The 21264-nt window shown below is 51.5% G+C and carries 28 protein-coding genes and 1 pseudogene; 3 read left to right on the top strand and 26 right to left on the bottom strand.

Translation table 11 applies throughout. The annotated features are described in order from the left end of the window. Positions 1-5: 5 nt before the first annotated feature. The 5 genes from ON16_RS06055 to ON16_RS06075 form a co-directional block, all read right to left on the bottom strand. Positions 6-563, bottom strand: coding sequence for a DUF1788 domain-containing protein (locus tag ON16_RS06055; protein ID WP_040660346.1), 558 nt, complete (start codon positions 561-563; stop codon positions 6-8). Positions 564-571: 8 nt separating this feature from the next. Beyond that, a complete protein-coding gene (locus ON16_RS06060; protein ID WP_040660348.1) occupies positions 572-1204 on the bottom strand; it encodes a DUF1819 family protein in 633 nt (210 codons plus the stop codon). A 54-nt stretch (positions 1205-1258) separates the two neighbouring features. Next, the gene (locus tag ON16_RS06065; RefSeq protein WP_040660349.1) at positions 1259-1480 is read right to left on the bottom strand and encodes a helix-turn-helix domain-containing protein; all 222 of its coding nucleotides are present in this window, start codon (positions 1478-1480) and stop codon (positions 1259-1261) included. A 241-nt stretch (positions 1481-1721) separates the two neighbouring features. Then, complete coding sequence (locus ON16_RS06070; protein ID WP_040660351.1) at positions 1722-1961, bottom strand: hypothetical protein; 240 nt, start codon at positions 1959-1961, stop codon at positions 1722-1724. Between the two features lie 13 nt (positions 1962-1974). Then, the gene (locus ON16_RS06075) at positions 1975-2442 is read right to left on the bottom strand and encodes an SLOG family protein (protein WP_040660353.1); all 468 of its coding nucleotides are present in this window, start codon (positions 2440-2442) and stop codon (positions 1975-1977) included. Positions 2443-2612: 170 nt separating this feature from the next. On the opposite strand from ON16_RS06075, the gene ON16_RS06080 reads away from it, so the two are divergent. Beyond that, positions 2613-2873 (top strand): helix-turn-helix domain-containing protein, encoded by a 261-nt coding sequence (locus ON16_RS06080; protein ID WP_040660354.1) that lies wholly within the window; start codon positions 2613-2615, stop codon positions 2871-2873. 183 nt (positions 2874-3056) lie between these two features. Here ON16_RS06080 and ON16_RS06085 read toward each other — a convergent pair whose 3' ends face one another. The 19 genes and pseudogenes from ON16_RS06085 to ON16_RS06170 all read right to left on the bottom strand — a co-directional run bounded on the left by ON16_RS06085 (position 3057) and on the right by ON16_RS06170 (position 17976). Further along, the gene (locus ON16_RS06085; protein WP_040660355.1) at positions 3057-3323 is read right to left on the bottom strand and encodes a helix-turn-helix domain-containing protein; all 267 of its coding nucleotides are present in this window, start codon (positions 3321-3323) and stop codon (positions 3057-3059) included. Further along, positions 3320-5149 (bottom strand): VirD4-like conjugal transfer protein, CD1115 family, encoded by a 1830-nt coding sequence (locus ON16_RS06090; protein ID WP_040660357.1) that lies wholly within the window; start codon positions 5147-5149, stop codon positions 3320-3322. The genes ON16_RS06085 and ON16_RS06090 overlap by 4 nt, the downstream gene beginning before the upstream one ends. 4 nt (positions 5150-5153) lie before the next feature. Next, positions 5154-6113: a DUF3991 and toprim domain-containing protein gene (locus ON16_RS06095; protein ID WP_243441779.1), complete on the bottom strand. Its 960-nt coding sequence runs from the start codon at positions 6111-6113 to the stop codon at positions 5154-5156. Positions 6114-6116: 3 nt separating this feature from the next. Beyond that, a complete protein-coding gene (mobP3, locus tag ON16_RS06100; RefSeq protein ID WP_040660360.1) occupies positions 6117-7949 on the bottom strand; it encodes a MobP3 family relaxase in 1833 nt (610 codons plus the stop codon). Between the two features lie 2 nt (positions 7950-7951). After that, positions 7952-8422, bottom strand: coding sequence for a hypothetical protein (locus ON16_RS06105; RefSeq protein WP_051131576.1), 471 nt, complete (start codon positions 8420-8422; stop codon positions 7952-7954). Positions 8423-8760: 338 nt separating this feature from the next. Then, positions 8761-9060, bottom strand: coding sequence for a DUF6103 family protein (locus tag ON16_RS06110; protein ID WP_051131577.1), 300 nt, complete (start codon positions 9058-9060; stop codon positions 8761-8763). A gap of 15 nt (positions 9061-9075) precedes the next feature. Then, positions 9076-9453 (bottom strand): DUF3846 domain-containing protein, encoded by a 378-nt coding sequence (locus tag ON16_RS06115; protein WP_040660361.1) that lies wholly within the window; start codon positions 9451-9453, stop codon positions 9076-9078. Beyond that, positions 9450-10649: a hypothetical protein gene (locus tag ON16_RS06120; RefSeq protein WP_040660363.1), complete on the bottom strand. Its 1200-nt coding sequence runs from the start codon at positions 10647-10649 to the stop codon at positions 9450-9452. The genes ON16_RS06115 and ON16_RS06120 overlap by 4 nt, the downstream gene beginning before the upstream one ends. Further along, a complete protein-coding gene (locus tag ON16_RS06125) occupies positions 10649-12412 on the bottom strand; it encodes a VirB4 family type IV secretion system protein (protein WP_243441794.1) in 1764 nt (587 codons plus the stop codon). Before ON16_RS06125 ends, ON16_RS06120 begins: the two co-directional genes overlap by 1 nt. Positions 12413-12497: 85 nt before the next feature. Then, positions 12498-13085 carry a hypothetical protein gene (locus ON16_RS06130; protein ID WP_040660367.1) on the bottom strand — a complete coding sequence of 196 codons (588 nt, stop codon included), beginning with the start codon at positions 13083-13085 and terminating at the stop codon, positions 12498-12500. Continuing rightward, positions 13082-13345, bottom strand: a complete 264-nt coding sequence (locus ON16_RS06135) for a hypothetical protein (protein ID WP_040660978.1) — start codon at positions 13343-13345, stop codon at positions 13082-13084. The genes ON16_RS06130 and ON16_RS06135 overlap by 4 nt, the downstream gene beginning before the upstream one ends. Before the next feature lie 60 nt (positions 13346-13405). Further along, on the bottom strand, positions 13406-13717 hold the full coding sequence (locus ON16_RS06140; RefSeq protein WP_040660368.1) for a hypothetical protein: 312 nt from the start codon (positions 13715-13717) through the stop codon (positions 13406-13408). A 100-nt stretch (positions 13718-13817) separates the two neighbouring features. Further along, a pseudogene (locus tag ON16_RS06145) lies at positions 13818-14135 on the bottom strand (DNA cytosine methyltransferase); the annotation flags it as partial. Positions 14136-14321: 186 nt separating this feature from the next. Then, positions 14322-14810, bottom strand: a complete 489-nt coding sequence (locus ON16_RS06150) for an HD domain-containing protein (protein ID WP_040660371.1) — start codon at positions 14808-14810, stop codon at positions 14322-14324. Positions 14811-14892: 82 nt separating this feature from the next. Then, complete coding sequence (locus ON16_RS15300) at positions 14893-15081, bottom strand: ferredoxin (protein WP_081579608.1); 189 nt, start codon at positions 15079-15081, stop codon at positions 14893-14895. A 21-nt stretch (positions 15082-15102) separates the two neighbouring features. Next, positions 15103-16734, bottom strand: coding sequence for a hydroxylamine reductase (gene hcp / locus ON16_RS06155; protein ID WP_040660373.1), 1632 nt, complete (start codon positions 16732-16734; stop codon positions 15103-15105). 21 nt (positions 16735-16755) lie between these two features. After that, on the bottom strand, positions 16756-16920 hold the full coding sequence (gene rd, locus ON16_RS06160) for a rubredoxin (protein WP_040660375.1): 165 nt from the start codon (positions 16918-16920) through the stop codon (positions 16756-16758). 21 nt (positions 16921-16941) lie between these two features. After that, on the bottom strand, positions 16942-17256 hold the full coding sequence (locus ON16_RS06165; protein WP_040660376.1) for a cupin domain-containing protein: 315 nt from the start codon (positions 17254-17256) through the stop codon (positions 16942-16944). Between the two features lie 15 nt (positions 17257-17271). Further along, positions 17272-17976, bottom strand: a complete 705-nt coding sequence (locus ON16_RS06170) for a 4Fe-4S binding protein (protein ID WP_040660378.1) — start codon at positions 17974-17976, stop codon at positions 17272-17274. A gap of 115 nt (positions 17977-18091) precedes the next feature. Here ON16_RS06170 and ON16_RS06175 point away from each other — a divergent pair, with 115 nt between their 5' ends. After that, positions 18092-18751 (top strand): Crp/Fnr family transcriptional regulator, encoded by a 660-nt coding sequence (locus tag ON16_RS06175; RefSeq protein ID WP_040660380.1) that lies wholly within the window; start codon positions 18092-18094, stop codon positions 18749-18751. Here ON16_RS06175 and ON16_RS06180 read toward each other — a convergent pair. Then, positions 18746-19381 carry a Crp/Fnr family transcriptional regulator gene (locus ON16_RS06180; protein ID WP_040660382.1) on the bottom strand — a complete coding sequence of 212 codons (636 nt, stop codon included), beginning with the start codon at positions 19379-19381 and terminating at the stop codon, positions 18746-18748. The two genes, ON16_RS06175 and ON16_RS06180, sit on opposite strands and share 6 nt — an antisense overlap. 213 nt (positions 19382-19594) lie before the next feature. Further along, positions 19595-20770 carry an IS110 family RNA-guided transposase gene (locus tag ON16_RS06185; protein WP_040660384.1) on the bottom strand — a complete coding sequence of 392 codons (1176 nt, stop codon included), beginning with the start codon at positions 20768-20770 and terminating at the stop codon, positions 19595-19597. 252 nt (positions 20771-21022) lie between these two features. On the opposite strand from ON16_RS06185, the gene ON16_RS06190 reads away from it, so the two are divergent. Next, positions 21023-21247: a helix-turn-helix domain-containing protein gene (locus ON16_RS06190; protein WP_040660386.1), complete on the top strand. Its 225-nt coding sequence runs from the start codon at positions 21023-21025 to the stop codon at positions 21245-21247. The last annotated feature ends 17 nt before the right edge of the window (positions 21248-21264 follow it).

The following is a 21264-nucleotide window of genomic DNA, read 5'->3' on the forward strand; positions in this document are numbered from 1 at the left end:
CCTCCTTATACTGCATCAAACGCACGATAGTATGAATTTGGCTCCAGTCTGCCAAAGAGCTTGAGCGAATGCTTATCAAACTCACCCGGATACATTACAAGGATTGGGATGTCAGAAAAATACGGCTGGAGGGCTTCGAGTATCATATGGACCCGCATAAAGGGGAAAACATCTCCGATGCCTGTTATCAGAAGCACATCACCGGGGATGTGAGGCGCATATTGCATCTTTTGCACAAACGCATCTTCGGTAGCTATGGAATGAAGCTGCTCTAATAGAAAGCTCTTTCCGGAATCAATCTCCATTTCACCGATGGCGTCTATGATGTCCATGTCCTCACATACGGAAATGAATATCTTGTATAGGTCGCATTCTACCAGATGGGCCGTGACGCTCTGATCCGCGACGATTTGACTGATAAAATGGCGAACGGCCATCTCATCCTCGGCGGCATAGCAAAAGATACGAATATTTACCTCGTTACTAAGTCCCTTCCCCTGAAGGAAATCCGGTTCCTCTATGAGAGTCCTGAGCTTATCTAAGCGTTCGTTTATATTACGCATACGCCCTCCTACGAAAAGCAGTTGAATGCCGGAAGCGCGGCATCTTCGTTATTTGAGCGAATCGCATTTTCCAGCGTTGGGTTCAGCCACACCGGATTAATATGGTCGGTCTTGGCATTGTCAAGATACTCATTTTCGACCAATATTCTTGTAAGCACTTGTTTCAGCTTCGTGATTGTGGTGTCGCTCCATGTTGCAACTGCGTCGTTCTGCTCCTGCAGCCGAATAAAATAGGTGTTCAAGTCTATCTTGCCAAATGAGGTGTCCATTAAACGGTACTTTTCCCCGATTACGGTAATCATAAAGTCCCAGACCAGACGGTTATACTTCATTAAAGCATAAAGGCACACTTGTTTCGCGGTTTCAACGGGTTGCGTGGCAATTGCCTCAACGAGAGAAGTGTCACCAAGCATATGCAGTCGCACTAAACAAGCCCGCGCCTGTCCGCGAACAGATTTCTCGGTTGGATATTGAAATGCGTTTCCGTTCACAATGTGATTCATGATATCCTCATCCGACAAACCTGCCATCATCAACTTTGCAGTTGTACGCATCTCATAAAAAAGGAATTGTTCTCTTGTGAGGGAAGCCTTGTAGGGACTGGAACTATCTACAGGCGTCCCGTTCTTGGGGTTATTCATAAAGTACCTCCGGCGCATTATTAAGGGTGATTCCTGGCAACACCGCATCGTCAATCACTTTAGCGGTAGCTTCTCGTTAGGCACCAATTCCATAATGTCGCCGAAGTCAACATTTAAGGTTTCACACACCTTGATGAGAACATCCATACTTACTTTTTCATGGTTCGACAACTTGGCAACCGTTGTGGAACTGAGGCCGGCGGCTTGCTGCAAGTCCTTCTTCTTCATGTCGCGGTCTATCAGGAGTTTCCAGAGCTTTTTGTAGCTTACAGTCATCTTCGCTCACCTCTCGACTTGATATAGATTACTATAGCAGAAAAACTTTATGTTTGCAATTAAGTCGGTCGCAAACATAAAGTTATTTTTTATGTGCATATAGCAGGCATCATACAAGACCATCTATTATCGAGTCGCCGGTAAAAGCGGTTGCGGCAATGCACAGAGCCATACTCATCCGCTAACCAGATCTCATATCCAAGCTGTCGTGATGCGCCGACCATCATTGTTCGCTCTGATTCTATTTGTTGTGTCTATGCCGCACATCATCGGCCACATATGCAATAAACTCCTCTGGTGTTGGGATGTCGCCCTCACAGGGTATGCTCTGCCAATATGCCTTGGTTTTCAGGTCTTCGCTGACAAGACCATTTATCATAGCAACTTTCATTTGTAGTCTGACCTCATCTACTGACGTGTGATTCTTAATGGCAATCTGCTCAACGGCTCTCTTTGCGGAATCTATCTTTCTTTTATCCACATCCGTATCTCCTTTAGCCCAAATTGAGTACCTTGAGTCCCTCTTTTCTTGCGTAGTTGACCGTGTACGCTGTTCCACCTTTATTTTCCGTTTGAAAACAGATACAGACGCTGCTGTTGTTTACAAGATGCCGGTTTCGCTTAAACATATAGCCGGGGCCATATTGCTCAGATGTATATACGAACTTATCACAGCGTTTTTTTATTTCTTCATAGATAGCGATGTCTTTTGCATCCCATCCATGTGTTTGGTTTTTGCATGGAAGGACGAGGATTAGCTTAATCTGCGGATAGCTTTCCCGCAGTTCCAGTACGGTCTGAGCCGCCAATGTATCAAATCCAAGCGCGCCTCCCGTACCGAAAAAGGCATATCCCTGCTCAATGAGTTTAACAATTTCACATCTCAACCGTCTGGCAATTTGTGTGTATTGCTCGGACGGTATTTTTCTATGTCCAGTGAAACAACAAGTTCTATCACGCACTCTGAACCCTCTCAATCGCTCACCATATACGACAAACGCCCATTAGCCGCGTCATATTATCTTGTTATTATACTTATGCTCAAAATATTAGTCAATAGCTCAATGGCGCATACAGAAAGGATGAGCACGTCAGACTATAATTTAGACATTAAAACAAGGAGGTGGGGCCGTTGAGTAAAGAAGTTGGATTTCAAAACCGTGACCGTTTTATCGAGCTCGGCCTTACCATCGCTGCACTCAGAAAAATGCAAGGTATGTCACAGGAGCAGTTGGCAGAGAAAGCAAAAATTAGCCGTTCCCATTTGAGTTCCATTGAGGCACCGAATATCGTTAGGCCATTCTCTCTCGAGGTCTTGTATAATATCGCCGATGCGTTGGATATCAATCCGGCCGACCTACTAAACGCTACGCTCCCATCAAGCAGGAAATAATCGACAGAGAAGGTTTGGGTACTGAGCACGGTCTTTCTCCCATAATGTGTACTTCTGTTTTTCCTCTGTTGTTATCGTTTTCTGTTAGAGTTGGTCCTTCAAGGAGGTTCACCATGAACCCACCCTCAGTCCAGTGGAAAAGCATAGAAGCCCCTTGGCGGAATGATATGCTTTTTCCCGGCGTTATGGATTCAAGTTTTTGACCACATATAAATTGGAGCTGTAGCTTCCGTTCTCACGGTAGCGCGGCTCCTTTTTTATGAAGCCACGCCTTGTGAGATCGTCCAGCGCCCGCTTGACGGTGCTGCTGGAGAGGTGCAGGTCTGCGGCGATAGTTTTTATCCCCGGCCAGCAAGTACCGGAGGCATTGGTGCGGTCACGCAGGTACATATACACAGCCTTTGCCCTGTGAGGAATGTCCTCGGCATAGATGGTTCCGAAGTAGCTCATACCTTGCCCTCCTGGTGCTGGATTCCTTTCTGGCCTCGCCGGATGGATTCGCACAAGCTGAAATCAGACTGCCGCTGGCTCATGCCGCCTTTGGCGCTCTTGTCGCTGATCGGAGCATCCTCGGCGACCTTCCCGGCGTAACAGCGGTTCAGTATCTTTTGTTCCAGCTCATCCTTATCCGCATAAGCGACCTTGCGCTCGACCTTCTCCGGCACCTCATAGACCGTGTCGAAGGTAATGCCCCAATCGAGGAACAGTCGCAGTCTGGTTTCCATCGGATGTGTGCCGGTCTTCATGACAATGAATTGTCCCTTTGGCAATGACTTCAGCTCGTCGGGCATCATCAAGGGACGCTCCATCATCTGCAGACTCTGGCTGGGATCGTTCTTTCCTCTGGAGATGCTGCCGGACATGACGGTACGACTGCCCAGCGCTTTCGAAAGCACCTCGGCCGTCTGACTGTTGGGCGCAAAACCGCCGAAGATGGTGCATTGGCAGTTATCGACGATGATCTCCGAGCCCTCCTTACCATAGTTCTTTTGGAGCTGCCCGAAGCTCTGGATGATAGGCACCATGAGCAACCGGCGAGATCGGGAGGCGGAGAAAATGAGCTGCAGCGACTCAATGGGCGGGATCGTGCCCAGCTCGTCGCAGTAGAACACCACGCGGTTGTTAAGCTTGCCTCCATTATCGTCCGCCACAGAGAGGATCTCTCTGTAGAGTTGCTGGATCATGAGGCTGACCATGAAGTATTTCGTCAGGTCTTCCTCCGGCAGCACGATAAAGATGGCGCTTTTCGTGTTACAGAACTTCTCGGCGTCGATGGCGGTATCGAAGCAGAGAATCTGTTCCATCTCCGAATCGAGAAACGCATTCAGCCGGGACAGCACCGTGGACATGACCGAAGCCATAGCCTGCTCCGCCGAATTGAGTGCGGCGCCCGCGAACCACTTTGCCTTATGGTCAGCCGGGAGCTTCGCCATCAGGAGCTGGAACTGGCTCTTGCCCTTGACTCTGGACGGCTCCAAAAGCTCCTGCACCATCTTGAACACGGAAATAATGTGCCGTCGTTCCTCCGGGTTGTCATCGTCGGGGGCAAGGAACTCAGCAAGCAGAAGGATAACCGAGGTCAGCAAGCCCTCGGCGGCGTCATAGAAGAAAGCGTTTTGACCATAGTTAGCGCTGTCGCCGGAGGAGTTGATGATGGTCTTGCTGATGATCTTGGCGTACTTTTCAGCCTTGGCCTTCGCCGCGAGGTTGTGTTCGTCGGCACGGTACTCATCCATGTATTTGTTGACCAGATGGAGGAGGTTGTTTCCGTCCGACCTGGTGGGATTTCGCAGATCAATGACAGCGATGTTGTATCCGTAGTAGTCACGGGCGACCGCTCCGTAGTTTCGGAAAAGGTCTCCCTTGGTGTCGGTGCAAAGAAAACTCATTCCGGTGGCGCAGGCGTACTCCAAATTTGGGTAGAGAAAAAATGCAGTTTTGCCCACGCCGGATGCTCCGATCATGAGGGTATGGACGTCATCCGTATCCACCAGCGCCGTGATCTCGTTTTTCTTTCCGGTGCTGCCGAGGATGATGCCCTGATCCTTCGGAAGTTCCTTAGCCTTCCTCCACGCTTTAGGGCGGAACGGGATGCGCTTGTAGGTGTTTTGGATTTCTTTCTTTGTAGCGAACCGGGCCGTGCCGTGCTGCCCGTCGCCCACGGTCCGGCTCTTGATACCGTTGAGGGTATAGTAATGCGCCAACAGCGACAGACCGCCGATGACGGCGAACATAATAGCTGCGGCGGCAATCAGCATATATACTTTTTCCTGCATGATTTCACTCCATTCTCATAGTTATTTTTGATTCCGATTCGCAGGCGCAGACCAGCTCATCGTTCCAATCCTTTTCCGCAGAGCGGTCGATCTGGATGCTGCTGTGTCCATGCTCCAGCAGGATGTTGGTCAGCCGCTCGGTCGCCTTGATACCGGCTTCGTCACTGTCGAGGCACAGCGCGATTTCATCAATCTGGGGATACTGCTCCAGCATCCAGAGCATAGCGTGTTCCGCCGTGCCGCAGAGGGAGACATAGCTGTGTTCCTGCCAGTCCTCCATGTGCAGAGAGATATACGAGAGCATATCTATCGGAGCCTCAAACACATAGAGCCTCTCAGATGTGCCGACCCAATGGAAGCTGTACCGGGGATCGCTGCTCTCGATGTTGCCACGGTAGCTCTTTCCCGCGGTATAGATGCTCCGCTTATGCCCGTGACGGGCAGCGCCATGTTCATCGTTTCCGACGAACACGGCGTTATGATAGGTTTTGGTTTTGTCGGCGGACGGTTCCGCGCTCTCGTAGACAAGTTTTTCTCTCACAAACGCAATCAGCACCTCACGGTCGATGCGGCGGTGCTGCAGCAGATAGGCATATACACGCCGCATATCCGTATGTGCCGGTGGCAGAGCGAAGGGCTTGCACTCCCGCACCGGCTCCGGCTGTACTCGCAAATAGCTCACGCCGGTTTCTCCGCCGAGGAGCATCGTCACGGCATCGGGAAAGCTAAGACCGTAGAACTGCTGAACGAAGTCGATGGCGAGCCCGCCTTTTTCAGAGGCATGGTCGAACCATCGGTTGCCGCGCACGGTGATGCTGTGATCCGAGGCGAGTCGTCTGTCCCGCCCGGACGGTATGAGCTTCTCGCCCTTGTGCCGGAGAAACTCCGGCAGGTCGACCGAGTTGGCGCGGAACTTCTGCTCATCGGTAAAATGAATGTACTGTGCGATGCCTCTCGCCTCCAATCGTTAATACATGATGTAGCTCTGCTCCTGTTCGTGATCGTCCTCCTTGTGACCCTGGGCGATCTTCTTCTGTTTGAGCTTACGCAGGAGCTTCTTGTCAAGCTGGATCTTGCCGTCTCGTCTTGGCGGGGTGTTCTCCTGAAATATGCGGCTCATGTGATGCAGAAGGCGCGTTGTCGCAATGAACGACGACGGGCTTCGCACCTCGTTCCAATGCTCCACAAAGAACCCAGCGTACTGGTTGCCCTGCTCGGCGGAGCAGGAGAACCATTGGAACGCCGCCTCCTTATCTCGCGGCACATCCTCACCGGCAAGATAAATCTTACCCAGCGCATACTGAGCGGCGGCGTTGCCTTGCTCTGCCGCTGCATGAAACCAACGAAGCGCCTCCGAAGTATTCTTGGGCATTTCCTCGTCAGTCATGTTGTACTTGCCGAGCTGATACATGGCGTAGCTGTTACCGGCTTCCGCTGCGGTGCGGAAATATTCGAGCGCTTTTGACACGCTCTTTTTTATGATGCCGCCATCCAAGACCATCTTACCCATGGCATAAGCGGCGTCGGGATTTCCATCCTCCGCCATGCGATGCAAAATCGCCGCTGTTTTCAAAACCTCCGGAGCATCTTTTTCATTTGTCTTGATCGTATGCAAGAGCGCCCGCACATCCTCCGGTGCTTTCGGCTCATCTCCGGTATCTTCCTCTAAAGAGAACACATGATCGACCAGCTTCGCAGCCTCCGAGACGACCATGTTCCGTACGGGCTTGAATTCCTTCTGCCGGGAGAGCGGCGGGATATCCTGCACATCGTCATGGTAGGTGCTGAGAATGTCTGTGCGGATGTCGAACCACAGGCGGTAGGCTTCCGCCACATCCTCATCCCGCGCCAACTCATCTACGATCTCATCGACGATGGCCTTGACCGGCGCTTGCAGATACCCATACTGCATCTTGCCCTTATGAGTCGCCAGCCTTTCGACGAGCTGCTCCGTCAGTTTTTCAATGCGCTCATTTTTGAGGACTCCGTTTGCCATACGGTCGATGAGCTCCTGATAGAGTCGCCGTGCGATTTCCTTGAGCGCATCACGCTGCCGGGTGTCTGCGGCATACAGTTCCTGAAGCTGTTCAGGGAATATGCTTCGGGCCAGCGCAAACTTGACCTGCGTGATACCCTGCTTGGTGAGAAAGCCCTCTGACGGATCTGTTGAGTACAGGATCATGTGTACATGCGGGTGGTGCGTCTGATCGTGGAAGGATGCATACCAGCGCAGATGCTCCGGCTTTATCTTGTAGCCTTTTGCGAGGTCGGCGGCGCAGGCGGAGAGCATCGTCTTCCAGCTCTCCGGAGATTCGTATCCCATAGCCTGTGCGTCCTCGCGGCGCAGAGATATAACCGGCGTCCAAATGATGCCGGGGTGTTCCGAGACCTCCTTCTGAACCTGTGACAACACCAGTTTGCAGTCGCTCCCATCGAACAGACCGTGAGCGCCGGTCTTGGATACGCCGGGTCGCGTGCCGATGTAGTCCACATAATTTTCTCGCTTTCCGATCTGGTCGAGGTTCTGCTCCAATGCGATCTCTATAAAATCCGAGGCGTTGGCTGCCGTTGGGCTTGCGATATAGTCTTCATACTCGAACCGCTTTTTGGTCAAAGGAAAATCCTGCACGATCTGACGGATGAACTGATCCTGTTTTTTCGTTGACAGTTTATGCTTATCCGCAGAGGGAGCGGGAGACGCTCCCTCGCGTGTCGCAATGTATCGCACAAGGTACGAGAGGTGTGCGGCATTACCGGCGCCGCTTTTGAAATGCGGTGAAATAAAAATAAGGCGAGGCATGATTACTCATCCTCATCCTCACCCTCGTCTTCATCTTTGATCAGCGCTTCGATATCCAGCTCATATTCAAGCGGTATCGGATCTATGTAGAGTTCCTCATATGTCAGCGTACCTTTGAGCCGCTTCACCTCGCCAATGGCCTTGCCGTGAATGTATTTGAGCTGCTCCGGATTTACTCGTATCAGTCCGGAGATGATGTTCCATGTCTTTGCTTCTTCGACTGCAAGCCGGAACATATTGCGACTCAGGTGCGAGGCGAATCCTTCGAGCAGACCGCGCAGCACTTGTGTCAGCACCGGCACGAGATATTCCGTGGCGTCCTTTGTCGAAATATATCCGGCGTAGAATCGAATTGCGTTCTCGACAAACTCAGACTGGCTCTGGCAGTTGTCCTTTTGATACATATCCTCGGCGAGCTTTTTGGTGTCCTGATTGAGCCAAAAGGCATATTTCTTCTTTTTCTGTTCTTCCATGCTGTCCTCCATTATTTCTTCGTATTATTTGTCCTTGTCACCCCTGAAAAGTGTGCAACGATGGGCGTTTCCGAGCCTCACAACCCCGCTCGGCTCAAAAATGGCGCTTTTCGACCCCTCTCCGAAAACTCCCCGACCCGCTCTGCGGGGCGGTGTTTTCCGCATCGGAGGGCGCTGTGCGACCCCGGTGCTTTATCCTGTACTAAAATCGCGAGCGCGAACACGCTCTCAAAGCTCTCGAACGTTGCCACAACAGGGCGGTCAAGCCCTGTCAGGCTTCCTTTCCCGCAGTCCTGTCCAAAAGCCGCACACAGGGTGACACAGGCAGCAACATGCGGTCACATGGCCGGTTCCGTTTTTGTTGGCGTATCATCTTTGCTGAACGGAACAGGCGAATGAATTGGTTTCGCCGCAGGCATTTTCGGAGCGGGTGCTTTCACCTGACGTTTGGACTTGGCAGCGGGAGCACTCTTGCTGTCGAGGTACTCACGCAGAGGCTCCGGTACCGATTTTTCGTACAGTTCGGCGAGATCTTTTTCCATGCGCTGCTGCGCTGTGGTGTTTTCCTTGTGCAACGAGAAATCCAGCGCCGACAGTTTTTCCTCATCAAAAGGAATTGTAATATTGGTTTTGCTCATACTCGTTTCCTCCAATCAAAATGTAATGAATCGCATAAATGGTTCTGCATCGGGTTCGTGTTCTGCAAACTGCTCGGGCTGTGCAAAGCGATTTTTGTAATATTCGATCTGTAAATTGGTTAGGGATGCGAAGTCACCTTCACCATTATCCCGGACAATGAAAAACGGCCCGCAGAGGATATCATCTCCGAGCCGTCTGTTCATTTCCATGCCGTTCAGTTTTCCTTCTTCGTTTACTACGATGATGGCACCGTCATCCATATAAACGCATTCTATGAGGCCGTCCACCTCTGCCTGCAGGCTGTTGAGATCCGAACCGATATCTTTTTCCTCGGGAGCCTTTCTTGGCTCGACGCGCAGGACGTGCAAGGTTTTGTTTTCTAATTCTTTCATGGTGTTGCCTCCGCTTCTGAAATGTAGTTGATGTATGGGATCTGCAGCCATGCCGTCCAGCTCCGTTCCGAGAGCTGCGTTTTGACCACACCGTACTTGGTACCCATTGCTTCGATGACCTCGCCGTTCCCGATGTAAACGCCGATATGGCCGCTGTGCCATACGGCGAGGCCCGGCGTATCCGGCATGGTGGACATATCTCCCTTGACTGTGGCGTTGTTGTACATTCCGTCCGCGCCAACATCCGGCATCCCGTTGATGCCATAGCTGATGCTCATGGTGGACGTGTCCAGCCATCCATAGCCCTTGATGAGTCCCACGCAGTCGGTTGTCCTGCGTCCCAGCCAGTTCTGCCGGATGAAATCCTCATAGTTGCCCACGCCGTCAGGATACTGTGCCAGTTTGGACGCGAAGAGCGAATCCGTAAGGACGGAACCATAGGTGCCCCAGACGTAGCCCCAGCCATTTTCCCATGCGTTCTCCGCATAGGTCACGAGGTCGAGATTGTTTTTCGTAGTGGGATCGGCGAAGGCGGAGACGTCCAGTTCGATGCTCACGCCGTCGCCTCGGGTATACCCACCGGAGAATGTATCTCCGCCGCTGTGCGTCCGGGAGTATACCTCATCCGCGTTCTTCCGCACCGCGTCGGTAATCTCTACGCCCATATTGGAATGGATGTTGGCGTATGCCGTTTCCAGCGAGACTGGCACGGCGACAGTATAGGTTTCCGAATGTTTCGTACCGTTATCATCGGTCCAGGTGCGGGTGCGTTCCTCATAGCTCACGAAGCAGTCCACGAACTGCTCAATACCAACGGCGCCGGGGTTTTCCTCGCCGAAATACAGAGAATAGAAAACGGCCTTGACCCGATTGGAGTCAAGGCCGCTTCCGCCTTCCGCCATGGCGTTGACTGACGCCACATTGCTGTCCACGATGGCGAGGCTGTTTTGCATATCCGTGATGTGCTGCCGGTATGTTTCCGGAACGGAGCCTGCGATCATGCCGCCGTAGTAGCAGAGGTCGAGCGCCGCCGCGTTATGATCCGCGCCGCCCGACATAAAGCTGCACACAACGACCAACAGGAGAATAAGCGGCGAGAGGATGGCGGCGATGATCCAGCCCACGGTTTTGCGGAGCTTTTTGCTGGTGAGGACGCTGGCTGCGATTTTCGCCGCCGCTGCCGCAGAGAGCGCCATCAGCGACCACCTGCCTTGCCGAACAGTTTTTCCTTATACGCCGGGGCGTGAACCACGAGGTTGTACCGCTCGTTGCCGCATTTGTAGAGGCAGACGCCCCGCTGGGGAAAGCGGATGAGATTGTACTCGGATTCTTCGAGCTGGAGCGTATCCATATAAAACTTCTTGTCGATGTTGCCGGCGTTGAACAGGAAGGCGTGGGTCGGGATGCTGAACAGCGGCTTTGTCAGCTCGGCTATGCCGGGGATGGCGAAGTCCTCGAGGTTCTGGCTGGCGAGAATGACGCTGGATTCTTTTTTGCGAACACGCTTCATGAAATTACGGATGTACTCGATTGCGGTCAGGTTTGTCAGGAACAGGTACAGCTCGTCGATGCTGGCAGCGGTGTTGCCCTCGGTCAGCAGCTTATCCGACATGAAGGACAGCACGTTGAACAGCAGGGCGTTCTTCACATTTTTACTGGCCTGCAGAAGTCCCTTTACGCCGAACACCACGAAACGGCTGGATGTCACATTGGTATGACCGTTGAAAAACTGGCTCTCCGCGCCCTGACACATGGAGTGGAGCCCCAGCAGGATGTCCTGAAGCAATTCCGCTGTGTAGAGCTGGAACTTCTGCGCGTCGTAGGTTTTGTATTCCGCCTCGATCAGCTCATAGAGATCGGAGAGGATGGGATAGTCCTCCGGCGTCAGCTTTGAGAAGTCGGTTCGATCGCTGATGCCCCATTTTTCATACACTTTTCCCAACATCAGTTCGATCACATCAATATGCTTATCATCAAAATCTTTGTAGCACCTGAAAAAATCTTTGAGGAAGGAAATGTGCTGCGAGAGCTTGGTAGTCTGCCGGAAGGTCTGCGGCGCATCCTTGTCGTCCGCGCCGCTGCCGTCGTCCCATGTCTTTGGCTCCAGCGGGTTGATCATGTACTGTCCGCTCATGAGATCGACAAAGCACCCGCCAAGATTTTCCACGAGGTCGACGTATTCATGCTCCGGGTCCAGGCACAGGACATTCTTGCCGCTTTCCAGGATGTTGCACAGGAGCAGCTTCAAGAGATAGCTCTTGCCCTGGCCGCTGTTGCCGAGAATGAGGCAACAGGGATTGGTCTTATCGTCGTCGCGCTTGTCAAGGTCGACGAGGATATTACTGCCAAACTTATCGCGCCCGATGTAGAAGCCATGGGCGTCGGTCTTGCCGGAGTAGTTGAAGGGATAGAGGTTGGCGACCGAGCTGGCGGGCAGCACGCGCTCGAACTGAGCCCCGAACACGTTCCATCCACTGGGGCCGACGCAGAGGAAGCCCTGCTGCTGACGGAGCAGGAGCCTGTCCACATTGAGCTTGCTCCGTACCAGTTCCGTCAGCACGTCGGTCTGGAGCAGCTTCAGTTCATCATACTCGTGGGCAATGAGTTCGATATACACCGCGCAGTGGAGTAGCGGCTCGCGGTTGCGGTGCATGGCAGATACCAGCGCGGTCACGTCCTGCAGATTGCTTTCCGCGGTGACCGTCTGCTGGAGGTCGTTGGTATTGGAGCCTGCCATGCGGTTTTTGTTGGCCGCGTTGTGGATGATCGTTTTTTCCTCACTCGGCGTGACCATCCGGGTGTAGATGCGGAGCGTCACCCCGTCCTTTTCGCCCAGATGCCGCAGGATCGCCTGCTCGTCCGTAGTGGTGGGATATTCCCGCAGCGCCCATACGCACCGATAGGTGTTGCCGCAGAGGAAGTGATCCACATTGAATTTGATGATGCCCGGCGAGATCATGTCGAGGAACTCCTTGATCTGTGTTTCCTGCGCCGGGGCCGCGCTTTTTTTACTGTGTTTACCCAATTGGGTTACCTCCTGATCCTTATTCGCCGAGGATGATCCAGCGATCTCCGTCGTTGTCCTCGTATTTTTCTGTCGTGACATTCTGCTCATAGTAAACGCCGAGGAGCCGTTTGATGTCCACGCTCTCGCACAGACGCACGGTGAATCCCTGATCTTTGAGAGATTTTTCTATCGTCGTCAGGTGAGCGCGCGCATCCGTTTCCTCTTCTCTTTTCAGGCGCACGATGATAAGAAACTCACGGGCGGTTGCCATCTGCAGCTGGAGGCGGTCGAGACTGACTGCCTCCAGCTCCAGCAGCTTCCGCACAGCGGGCAGGTTCTCCGCGTTCGTCCGCGCTTTCAGGAAGCTCTTGTTTTCCTCAAAGTTCTCCCGGCTGTTGATGCAGAGCATCTCCACCTCCGTCTGGCCTTTGAGGACGGTCATCAGAGCGTAGATCCGCGCTGCCACACTGGCGTCGGACAGAACGCTAATGTTAGTCGGCTTGATCGAAAAAAAGACCAGCTCTCCATGGCTGGTCAGAAGGCTGTATTCGGAGATCCCGTCGATGCCGATGAGCTGGCGTGTGGACTGCCGCTCACGCTCGGCGTTCTTCTTTTTTCTGCTCACGTTTTTATCCTCCAGTAGTAGATCTGCTGCTTCCCGAAAAAGAAAGCGAAGGCGTTCACGATAAAATCGCGGATGCTGGTCTCGTCAAAGCGAATGGTGAGAAAAGCATATACCGCCGTTGCCACAACGGGAAGGAAAAAGCGGAGTTGGGCCAGCGCAAAGACAGAAAGCAGAAGCCCCACGCCGATGATGCCCACATCCCGCAGTTCCCACAGGAACAGCGTTGCCTTGGCCTTCAGGTTGTCAGGGTATAGATACAAATATTTCACCTCCAAAAGTTTTGGGGCCGCCTCCCGGCAGCCCCGCGCGGTCATTCTTGATTATGCGATGTTCGCGTCGTCCAGCGCTTTTTGGATCAGTCCCAGCACGAACTCCCGCTGGCTTATCTTCTTTCCGGTACGCTCCGACTCGCTGTCGAGGTAACGCTTGATCCGCTGGAACAGTTCCTCCTGGATCTGAAACGCCATGGTTCTGGTGCCTTCCATTTTTCGACCTTCTTTCTGACTGTAGTATTCGGTGATAAGTGCGGTGACGTATTGGCTGAGCGTCTGGCCCGACTGCTCCTGTTCTGTCCGCACTCTGGCGTGCAGGGACTCGGGGATCTGAGCGCAGAGATTTTTTGTCGCTTCCATGGTGACAGCTCCTTTCCTGATTTGCAAGCCAAGTATAGCGGGAGCGCGGCGCAATAGCTATGACCAGAACCAACGAAGAATATGGGCTAAGTGAAGCATATTACCCACTGCCCGCCGCTCTCAGTACGGCGGCGATGCCGCGCAGGACGAAGGTCACGCATGGGATTGCCACGCTGTTGCCCAGCGCCTTGTAACGGGCGCTGTCTGACGCACCTGGGATCTCCGTCCAGCCGTCCGGGAAACCCTGGAGTCGTTCACACTCCAGAGGAGTCAGGCGGCGGATGAGCTGCCGCTGTTCGGTATCCGGCTGGCAGATGAGATCGGTGGCGTCCTTGTGCTGGCGCGCGCTTTCCGTGCTGGCGACGTCCTGCTCCACGAACTGATCCACGCGCTGCCGGTTGAAGACTGCGTGATGGTCTAATCCCGAAGATTGAGTTATCCCGATGCTGTCAGGTAAGGGTAGGGCTATTTGTTGAGAATCAAGTATTTTCTCTTCCGTTGTCATCATAAAACCTCCAGATAATAGATTAAAAGCGGACTGACAGTTCAATTCTGCCAGGACCGCTTTTTTCGTATTCATACTAATTGTTGATTTAATTTTCCTTTAGGCATATATTGCGTTTAGAATGGCTTTCCCACTCATTGTTTTAAACATTTTACTCCCGATACTGTGAACGGAGTCATTCGACATATTATCTTCATAAGCATTAACAAGAAAGTCCGCCTCAACCAGTATTTGATAATCGATTCCCTGAATGTCGGTATAGGTATGATGATGCGCGATAAGCCAGTATACGCGGTCAATAACACCTGATTCGATGCCTACCCCCTCCAGAAGCTTTTTTGCTTCAGGCGGACCTTCAATCTGCTGATAGTTCCCAGCGGAGCTGTTGTACTTTTTCTCACTGTTTTTAATCCCAATGTCATGAGTAAGCGCCGCGATTTCAATAATCTCCTGCGTGCTTTCGTCTAATCCTTCCATCTCTCCGATTGCCTTGGCAAAACCGAATACCTTCAGAAAATGGTTGATTCGCCGAACATCCCCGGCGTAATACGCGATCATAGCATTTATTACTTGCCCAATATGGTTCATTTTACACCCCTTGCCCTCTGAGAGTTCCAGTTAAAGTGCCCTTCTGAACGGCCAAAACCTTTCAGAAGGGCGCTGATTCTGGCTATTCTACTGTGATAACAGAGACGGGACAGTTATCACGCGCTTTTGCTGCCGAGTCTTCCGCAGATTCAGGAATAGGGTCCGCGCAAACCTCCGCGTGCCCGTCATCAGCCATCCGAAATACCTCCGGACAGGTTGATGCACATAGCCCGCAGGAAATACAGCCTTCTCTGTCGATCGTCGCTTTCATATGCTGATATTCCTTTCTCTATCAGGCGTTCATGAACAGTTTGATGTCATCATCAACTGTTCCGACACCCGCGATACCAAATTTTTCAACCAATACCTTGGCCACATTGGGAGACAGGAAACCCGGCAGCGTGGGGCCGAGGTGGATGTTCTTCACGCCCAGGTACAGCAGAGCCAAGAGAACGATAACGGCCTTTTGTTCGTACCAGGCGATATTGAAGGCAATCGGCAGTTTATTGATGTCATCGAGTCCAAACACCTCTTTTAACTTCAGCGCAATCACCGCCAGAGAATAAGAATCGTTGCACTGTCCGGCGTCGAGAACTCTCGGAATACCGCCGATATCGCCCAGCTTCAGCTTATTATAACGGTATTTCGCGCAGCCCGCCGTAAGAATCACCGTGTCCTTCGGGAGCTTCTCGGCAAACTCGGTGTAGTATTCTCTGGACTTCATGCGTCCGTCACAACCTGCCATGACAAAGAACTTTTTGATCGCGCCGGATTTGACGGCATCGACGACCTTGTCGGCCAGAGCCATTACTTGATTGTGTGCAAAGCCGCCGACGATGCTTCCAGTTTCGATCTCATCTGGCGCGGGAAGGGTCTTGGCAAGCGCGATGATTTCTGAAAAATCCTTTTTCCCGTTCTCGTCGGCTTCGATGTGCTTGCAGCCGGGATAGCCCGTGGAACCCGTGGTATAGATTCTGCCCCGGACCTCTTCGCTTCTTGGCGGGACGATGCAGTTAGTGGTAAAGAGAATGGGGCCACGGAAGGATACAAATTCATCGAGCTGCTTCCACCAGGCGTTGCCGTAGTTGCCCGCGAAATTATCGTATTTTTTGAAAGCCGGGTAATAATGGGCGGGCAGCATCTCGCTGTGGGTATATACATCCACGCCGGTGCCTTTGGTTTGCTCCAAAAGCTGTTCCAGATCGGTCAGGTCGTGGCCGGAAATCAGGATCGCGGGATTTTTTCTGACGCCGATATTGACCTCGGTGATTTCAGGATTGCCGAACCGTGATGTGTTGGCCTCATCCAGTAGCGCCATAACTTTGACGCCGTATTCTCCGGTCTTCAGCGTCAGTGCCACCAGATCATCGGCGGAGAGGGAATCGTCCAGCGTTGCCGCCAGCGCCTCATAGATGAAGGCGTTGATTGCCGAATCTTCTTTTCCGATGTTTTTCGCGTGCTCGGCGTAGGCCGCCATGCCCTTAAGACCGTATGTGATCATCTCGCGGAGAGACCGCACGTCCTCGTTTGCGGTTGACAGCACACCGACGGTAGTGGCTTTTTCCAGCATAGACGCTCTGGAGCTCACCATGAAGGTCGCCGCATCGTGTAAACCCGCAGAAGCATTAGAATTTCTGAGTTCGTCTCTTACGGCGATCATTTTCATGATCTGCTTTTCAATAGAGCCGTCGTCAAAATTCGCGTTGGTGATGGTCATAAACAGGCTGCTGAGCACCTCATAATTTGTTTCGCCAAGGGTTTTGACGTCCAGCTTTCTTTTGACTACAATTTCTGAAATGCCCTTGAGGGTGTAAATCAGAAGATCCTGAAGCTTTGCTACTTCTTCGGTTTTTCCGCAGACGCCGCGCACCGCGCAGCCCTTTCCTCCGGCGGTTTCCTGACATTGATAACAAAACATACTCATTTTTGTTTCCTCCTTTAAAATTTAGTCTTCAACAGGTTCAAATTCGTCCTTGCCGACAAAACAGATCGGGCACTGCCAATCATCGGGCAAATCTTCAAATACCGTGCCGGGCCCGATGCCGCTGTCGGGATCGCCAAGCGCTGGATCATAGATATACCCGCAGGGAATACACCTGTACTTTTTCATCCGGTTTCCTCCTTCGCTTTCTCAGCTTTTCGGAGCGGGCGCCTTTACGACAATCAGCTCCAGCGTTTCGTCATGCACATTTTTGACATTCATTTTAGTTTGAAACGGGATTTTCAGCAGAGTTCCGGCCTCATACTCATGGATTTCCTGATCATCAAGTCCGATGGAGAGCCTTCCGCGAATGACGGTCATATACACGTTTGAATTGGATAAGTGCTCCGGCAGTCCCTCGCCCTGGTTGAACACCATGTGGAGGTAATGCAGGTTTTCGTCAAATATGACTTTTTCTATCGCTTTTTCATTGGTTTTGGACAGCTTATACTCTTTTTCTATCATTATGATACCCTCCTGTCAATCAAGAATTTTTCCGTCGGTTGAAATCGTCACTACCTGCCAGGGAATCATTTTGCCGCTGTTTTGAAGCGCCCGTTTTACCGCGTTTTCGATCCCGCCGCAGCAGGGAACTTCCATTCTGACTACCGTGACGCTTTTAATGTTGTTACTCCTAATGATCTCCGTGAGTTTGTCGCTGTAATCCCCTTCGTCAAGCTTGGGACAGCCGATCAGGGTCACTTTGTTCCTGACAAACCTGTTGTGAAAATCGCCGTAAGCATAGGCCGTACAGTCGGCGGCCACCAGCAGATTGGCGTCCGCGAAATACGGAGCGTTGACCGGCGCAAGTTTGATTTGGACTGGCCACTGTGACAACTGGCTTTTATTTTCGCTGATATTGGGCTGGACGGCCTCACACTCATTTTCCCGATGGATTGCTTTAGACTGCGTCCCCGGGCAGCCGCAAGCCAGCGTTTCTCCCTGTTTGCTCAGCTTGCTTTTCTTCACGGCGGCTTCGTCGTATTCCTTCGCTTCGCGTTCCTCAAAGCTGATCGCGTCCGTCGGGCAGGCCGGCAGGCAGTCGCCGAGACCGTCGCAATAATCGTCGCGGAGGAGCTTGGCCTTTCCGTTTACCATGCCGATTGCCCCTTCGTGGCAGGCTTTTGCGCACAGACCGCAGCCATTACATTTTTCTTCATCAATTCTAATAATCTTTCGAATCATGTTCCGTTCACCTCTTTTTCCGAGTGCGTTATTTCAGGTTATTATTGACTTTCTGCCTTAAGTTTACTATTCTTAAGTCAATAAGTCCGTTGGATTTCCAACGAAAGAGGATATTATGAAAAATTATTTGGATGTGCTGAAAACAGTACGATTATTCAAGGGCATTGAAGAATCAGATTTACTGCCACTTTTGTCATGCCTGACTGCAAAATCGGTTCATTACGAAAAAGGGCAAACCGTGTTTTTCAGCGGCGAAAGCATCGAAAAATTCGGCATCGTTCTATCGGGACAGGTTCAGGTTGTGCAGGATGACTATTACGGAAATAGAAGCATCCTTGGAAAAATTGACATTGGGAATCTGTTCGGGGAATCCTTTGCCTGCGCGGAAATAAAAACGCTTCCGGTCAGTGTGATCACGATGAGCGAAAGTGAGCTTCTCTTTATCGACTGTCACAGGCTTGCAGTCCCGTGCGCGAAGGCGTGCGGTTTTCACAGCAAGCTTATTCAGAACATGTTAAACATCGTATCAATGAAAAATATATCACTGACGCAGAAAATTGAATTCACCTCGAAACGAACCACCCGTGAAAAACTCCTGGCCTACCTTTCGGCTGAGGCCAAGAAATCGGGAAGCAGTCACTTTTGCATTCCATTCAACCGACAGGAACTCGCGGACTACCTTTCCGTCGAGCGTAGCGCCATGTCGGCTGAGCTTTCCAAGCTCAGGGACGATGGCGTTCTAAGGTTTTACAAAAATCAGTTTGAGCTGTTATAGCTGAATCGTGCGGTTATCAATTTCAATGATTCCCTCGTCCTTCATTTTTTTCAGTTCCCTGAACAGCGACGGTCGTTGAACGCCCAAGTAGTCTGCCAGTTCTTTTTTGCTGAACGGAAGGACGATTTTCGAAGAGCCTTGAATAATAGATTGTTGCTTGAGATAGTCCATTAAGTTCTCACGCAGCGTTTTTTGGGTCAGCATTTTAATCTTCCGATTCATACCTTGGGAATTCAGAGACAAGGATTTTATAAACCGCATGACAAAGTGATAGTCATGCAGGAATTCCATAACCGCTTCTCTCGTTATATGAAGCACGTCCCCATCTGTTACGCCATAAATATTTAACGGATAGTTGGTATTTTCTCCAAACAGCAAATTAGCTCCGATAATACTGTTTTTTTGAAATTCGAACATTGTAATCGCGGAACCATTTTCTGATAAGGAATACGCAACCAGCTTTCCCGATAAAACAACGTCGAGCACAGAACAGACTTCATGCTGATGGTGTACCGTCGCGCCCTTTGAGTAATGCCTGACAAAAATTTGGTTTTTCGCAATACATCTATCCAAAACGGCGGTATCCATTTCCGAAAGCAAGGGTATGCGCCGTATTTTCTCAATTATCATATAGACCGCTCCTTTTTGAATATTATAACAAAAAGAAACATGGGTGTCTATTTCAATTGAATAATACCCTTTATAATCTGATCAAACAGATTATAGATTAACTATTAAAAGTCAAGCCTAAAAATGCGGATGGCGGTGAAAAAGCAGATGGTTCAAAAAAGGGTATAGCAAAGCAGAGGGCTAATAAGCCCCCGGCAGGCTATCAAGGAAAGGTTAGGCAGGTAAACGGTAAGGCTTTCTGGATTTCTCCAAGGCGAAGATGAGCCGTACCAGCTTCTTGGCAGCGTGGGAAATGGCAACATTGTAGTGCTTGCCCTCGGCACGCTTCTTGGAAAGATAGGCGGCAAAGGTCGGGTTCCAAAGGCAGACGAACTTGGCGGCGTTAAAGATGGCGTATCGCAGATATCTGGAGCCGCGCTTTTCCATGTGGGCATAGCAATTTTTGAGCTGCCCGGATTGGTAGGTAGATGGTGAAAGTCCGGCGTAGGCCAGCAGCTTGTCGGGAGAATCGAAGCGGGAGAAGTCTCCGGCCTCAGCCAGGATCATGGCGCCCATCCGATAACCAATGCCGGGAATCGTGGTGATGGGAGAATGAAGCTCGTCCATCAGCACCTGGATTTTGGATTCGATTTCGTCAATCTCGGCATCCAGCTCCCGGATGAGGCGGATGGTGTGGCGCAGCTCCAGCGACTTCGCCGGCATAACAGAGCCGATGGAATCTCTGGCAGCGTCGCGGATCACCACGGCCATATCCCGTCCGTAGCGGCCCTTGGACGCGTCGTGCAGGAGTGTTTTCAGCCGAGTCAGATGTGCCTCGGCAATCTGCTTGGCTTCGGAGAACTCGTTGAGCAGAGCGTAGACGGAGGCCATGTGAAGCGACGGCACCAGCGTTTCCAGCTCCGGGAACAGAATACAGACCAGGCGGGAAACAGACTGCTTGAGCTTGGCGCGCTCCTTCACCTTGTCGAAACGGTATCTCGTCAGTGACTTTAACTCCTCGTTATGGTAAGCTGTGTCTGTGTAGGGCTTGAGGCCCACATCAGACATGAGCATAGCGGCAATCGTTCGTGCATCAACACGGTCGGTCTTCGTCTTTCTAAGACTGAGGCTTTTCCGATACAGGTTGGTGTGTAAGGGGTTCAAGACATAGGTGACCAGACCGTTGTCAAGAAGAAACCCGAGGATGTTGTAGCTGTAGTGTCCGGTTGCCTCAAGCCCTACTTTTATTTTGTCCTGCGGCGAGGTGCAATCCCGAATCTTTTGCAGCAGATGGCGAAAGCCCTCCATGCTGTTTGGGATGGTAAACACATCTGCGAGGACTTCTCCCTCCAAACTGATGATGAAGCAGTCGTGCTTGTCCTTGGCCACGTCGATTCCAACAGAAATCATAGCAAACCCTCCGGCGGTAAAATTTGTGATGCTGCATCCACAGGACACTTTGCTCTTGTAACCTTGTTCCACATCAACCGTCTGGCGGTATTTAACTGATTAACAATTCTGCAAAGGGCTGTGGTTGGAACCTACATTAAACCATCTCGTGGTAGGAGGTAACGCACCAATCCACAGCATCCCTTACAGTGTAGCACAGCCCTTGGAGAGGGGCTTCATAAACTACCACTCTATAATACAAGGAGGTGCGCCATGGACGATAAGCATTATAAGAAATACATTCAGATTGGTCTGAACATCCTGCATTATCGGAAAGAACAGGGGCTTACGCAGCTCCAGTTGGCCGAGATGACCGGGTACAGCCGAAACCAGATACAGCGCGTCGAAACCGCCGCAGCCGCGCCCAGTATTGCAATTCTATATGATATTTCGGAAGCGTTGAATGTGCCAATCGAAAAGCTGTTGGAGATCAGATAAAAGAATGTCCGTTTCGA

Source organism: Oscillibacter ruminantium GH1 (assembly GCF_000307265.1).
Lineage (GTDB): Bacteria > Bacillota > Clostridia > Oscillospirales > Oscillospiraceae > Oscillibacter > Oscillibacter ruminantium.

Excerpts from the sequence above, each read along its gene's own strand:
- ON16_RS06150 (WP_040660371.1), bottom strand. The coding sequence starts at position 14,810 with ATGAACCATATTGGGCAAGTAATAAATGCTATGATCGCGTATTACGCC.
- ON16_RS06165 (WP_040660376.1), bottom strand. The coding sequence starts at position 17,256 with ATGATAGAAAAAGAGTATAAGCTGTCCAAAACCAATGAAAAAGCGATA.
- ON16_RS06110 (WP_051131577.1), bottom strand. The coding sequence starts at position 9,060 with ATGAGCAAAACCAATATTACAATTCCTTTTGATGAGGAAAAACTGTCG.
- ON16_RS15300 (WP_081579608.1), bottom strand. The coding sequence starts at position 15,081 with ATGAAAGCGACGATCGACAGAGAAGGCTGTATTTCCTGCGGGCTATGT.
- ON16_RS06090 (WP_040660357.1), bottom strand. The coding sequence starts at position 5,149 with ATGCAGGAAAAAGTATATATGCTGATTGCCGCCGCAGCTATTATGTTC.
- ON16_RS06085 (WP_040660355.1), bottom strand. The coding sequence starts at position 3,323 with ATGAGCTACTTCGGAACCATCTATGCCGAGGACATTCCTCACAGGGCA.
- ON16_RS06055 (WP_040660346.1), bottom strand. The coding sequence starts at position 563 with ATGCGTAATATAAACGAACGCTTAGATAAGCTCAGGACTCTCATAGAG.
- ON16_RS06115 (WP_040660361.1), bottom strand. The coding sequence starts at position 9,453 with ATGAAAGAATTAGAAAACAAAACCTTGCACGTCCTGCGCGTCGAGCCA.
- ON16_RS06120 (WP_040660363.1), bottom strand. The coding sequence starts at position 10,649 with ATGGCGCTCTCTGCGGCAGCGGCGGCGAAAATCGCAGCCAGCGTCCTC.
- ON16_RS06125 (WP_243441794.1), bottom strand. The coding sequence starts at position 12,412 with ATGATCTCGCCGGGCATCATCAAATTCAATGTGGATCACTTCCTCTGC.
- mobP3 (WP_040660360.1), bottom strand. The coding sequence starts at position 7,949 with ATGCCTCGCCTTATTTTTATTTCACCGCATTTCAAAAGCGGCGCCGGT.
- ON16_RS06105 (WP_051131576.1), bottom strand. The coding sequence starts at position 8,422 with ATGGAAGAACAGAAAAAGAAGAAATATGCCTTTTGGCTCAATCAGGAC.
- ON16_RS06170 (WP_040660378.1), bottom strand. The coding sequence starts at position 17,976 with ATGATTCGAAAGATTATTAGAATTGATGAAGAAAAATGTAATGGCTGC.
- ON16_RS06175 (WP_040660380.1), top strand. The coding sequence starts at position 18,092 with ATGAAAAATTATTTGGATGTGCTGAAAACAGTACGATTATTCAAGGGC.
- ON16_RS06140 (WP_040660368.1), bottom strand. The coding sequence starts at position 13,717 with ATGGAAGCGACAAAAAATCTCTGCGCTCAGATCCCCGAGTCCCTGCAC.
- ON16_RS06065 (WP_040660349.1), bottom strand. The coding sequence starts at position 1,480 with ATGACTGTAAGCTACAAAAAGCTCTGGAAACTCCTGATAGACCGCGAC.
- ON16_RS06190 (WP_040660386.1), top strand. The coding sequence starts at position 21,023 with ATGGACGATAAGCATTATAAGAAATACATTCAGATTGGTCTGAACATC.
- ON16_RS06060 (WP_040660348.1), bottom strand. The coding sequence starts at position 1,204 with ATGAATAACCCCAAGAACGGGACGCCTGTAGATAGTTCCAGTCCCTAC.
- ON16_RS06180 (WP_040660382.1), bottom strand. The coding sequence starts at position 19,381 with ATGATAATTGAGAAAATACGGCGCATACCCTTGCTTTCGGAAATGGAT.
- ON16_RS06185 (WP_040660384.1), bottom strand. The coding sequence starts at position 20,770 with ATGATTTCTGTTGGAATCGACGTGGCCAAGGACAAGCACGACTGCTTC.
- hcp (WP_040660373.1), bottom strand. The coding sequence starts at position 16,734 with ATGAGTATGTTTTGTTATCAATGTCAGGAAACCGCCGGAGGAAAGGGC.
- rd (WP_040660375.1), bottom strand. The coding sequence starts at position 16,920 with ATGAAAAAGTACAGGTGTATTCCCTGCGGGTATATCTATGATCCAGCG.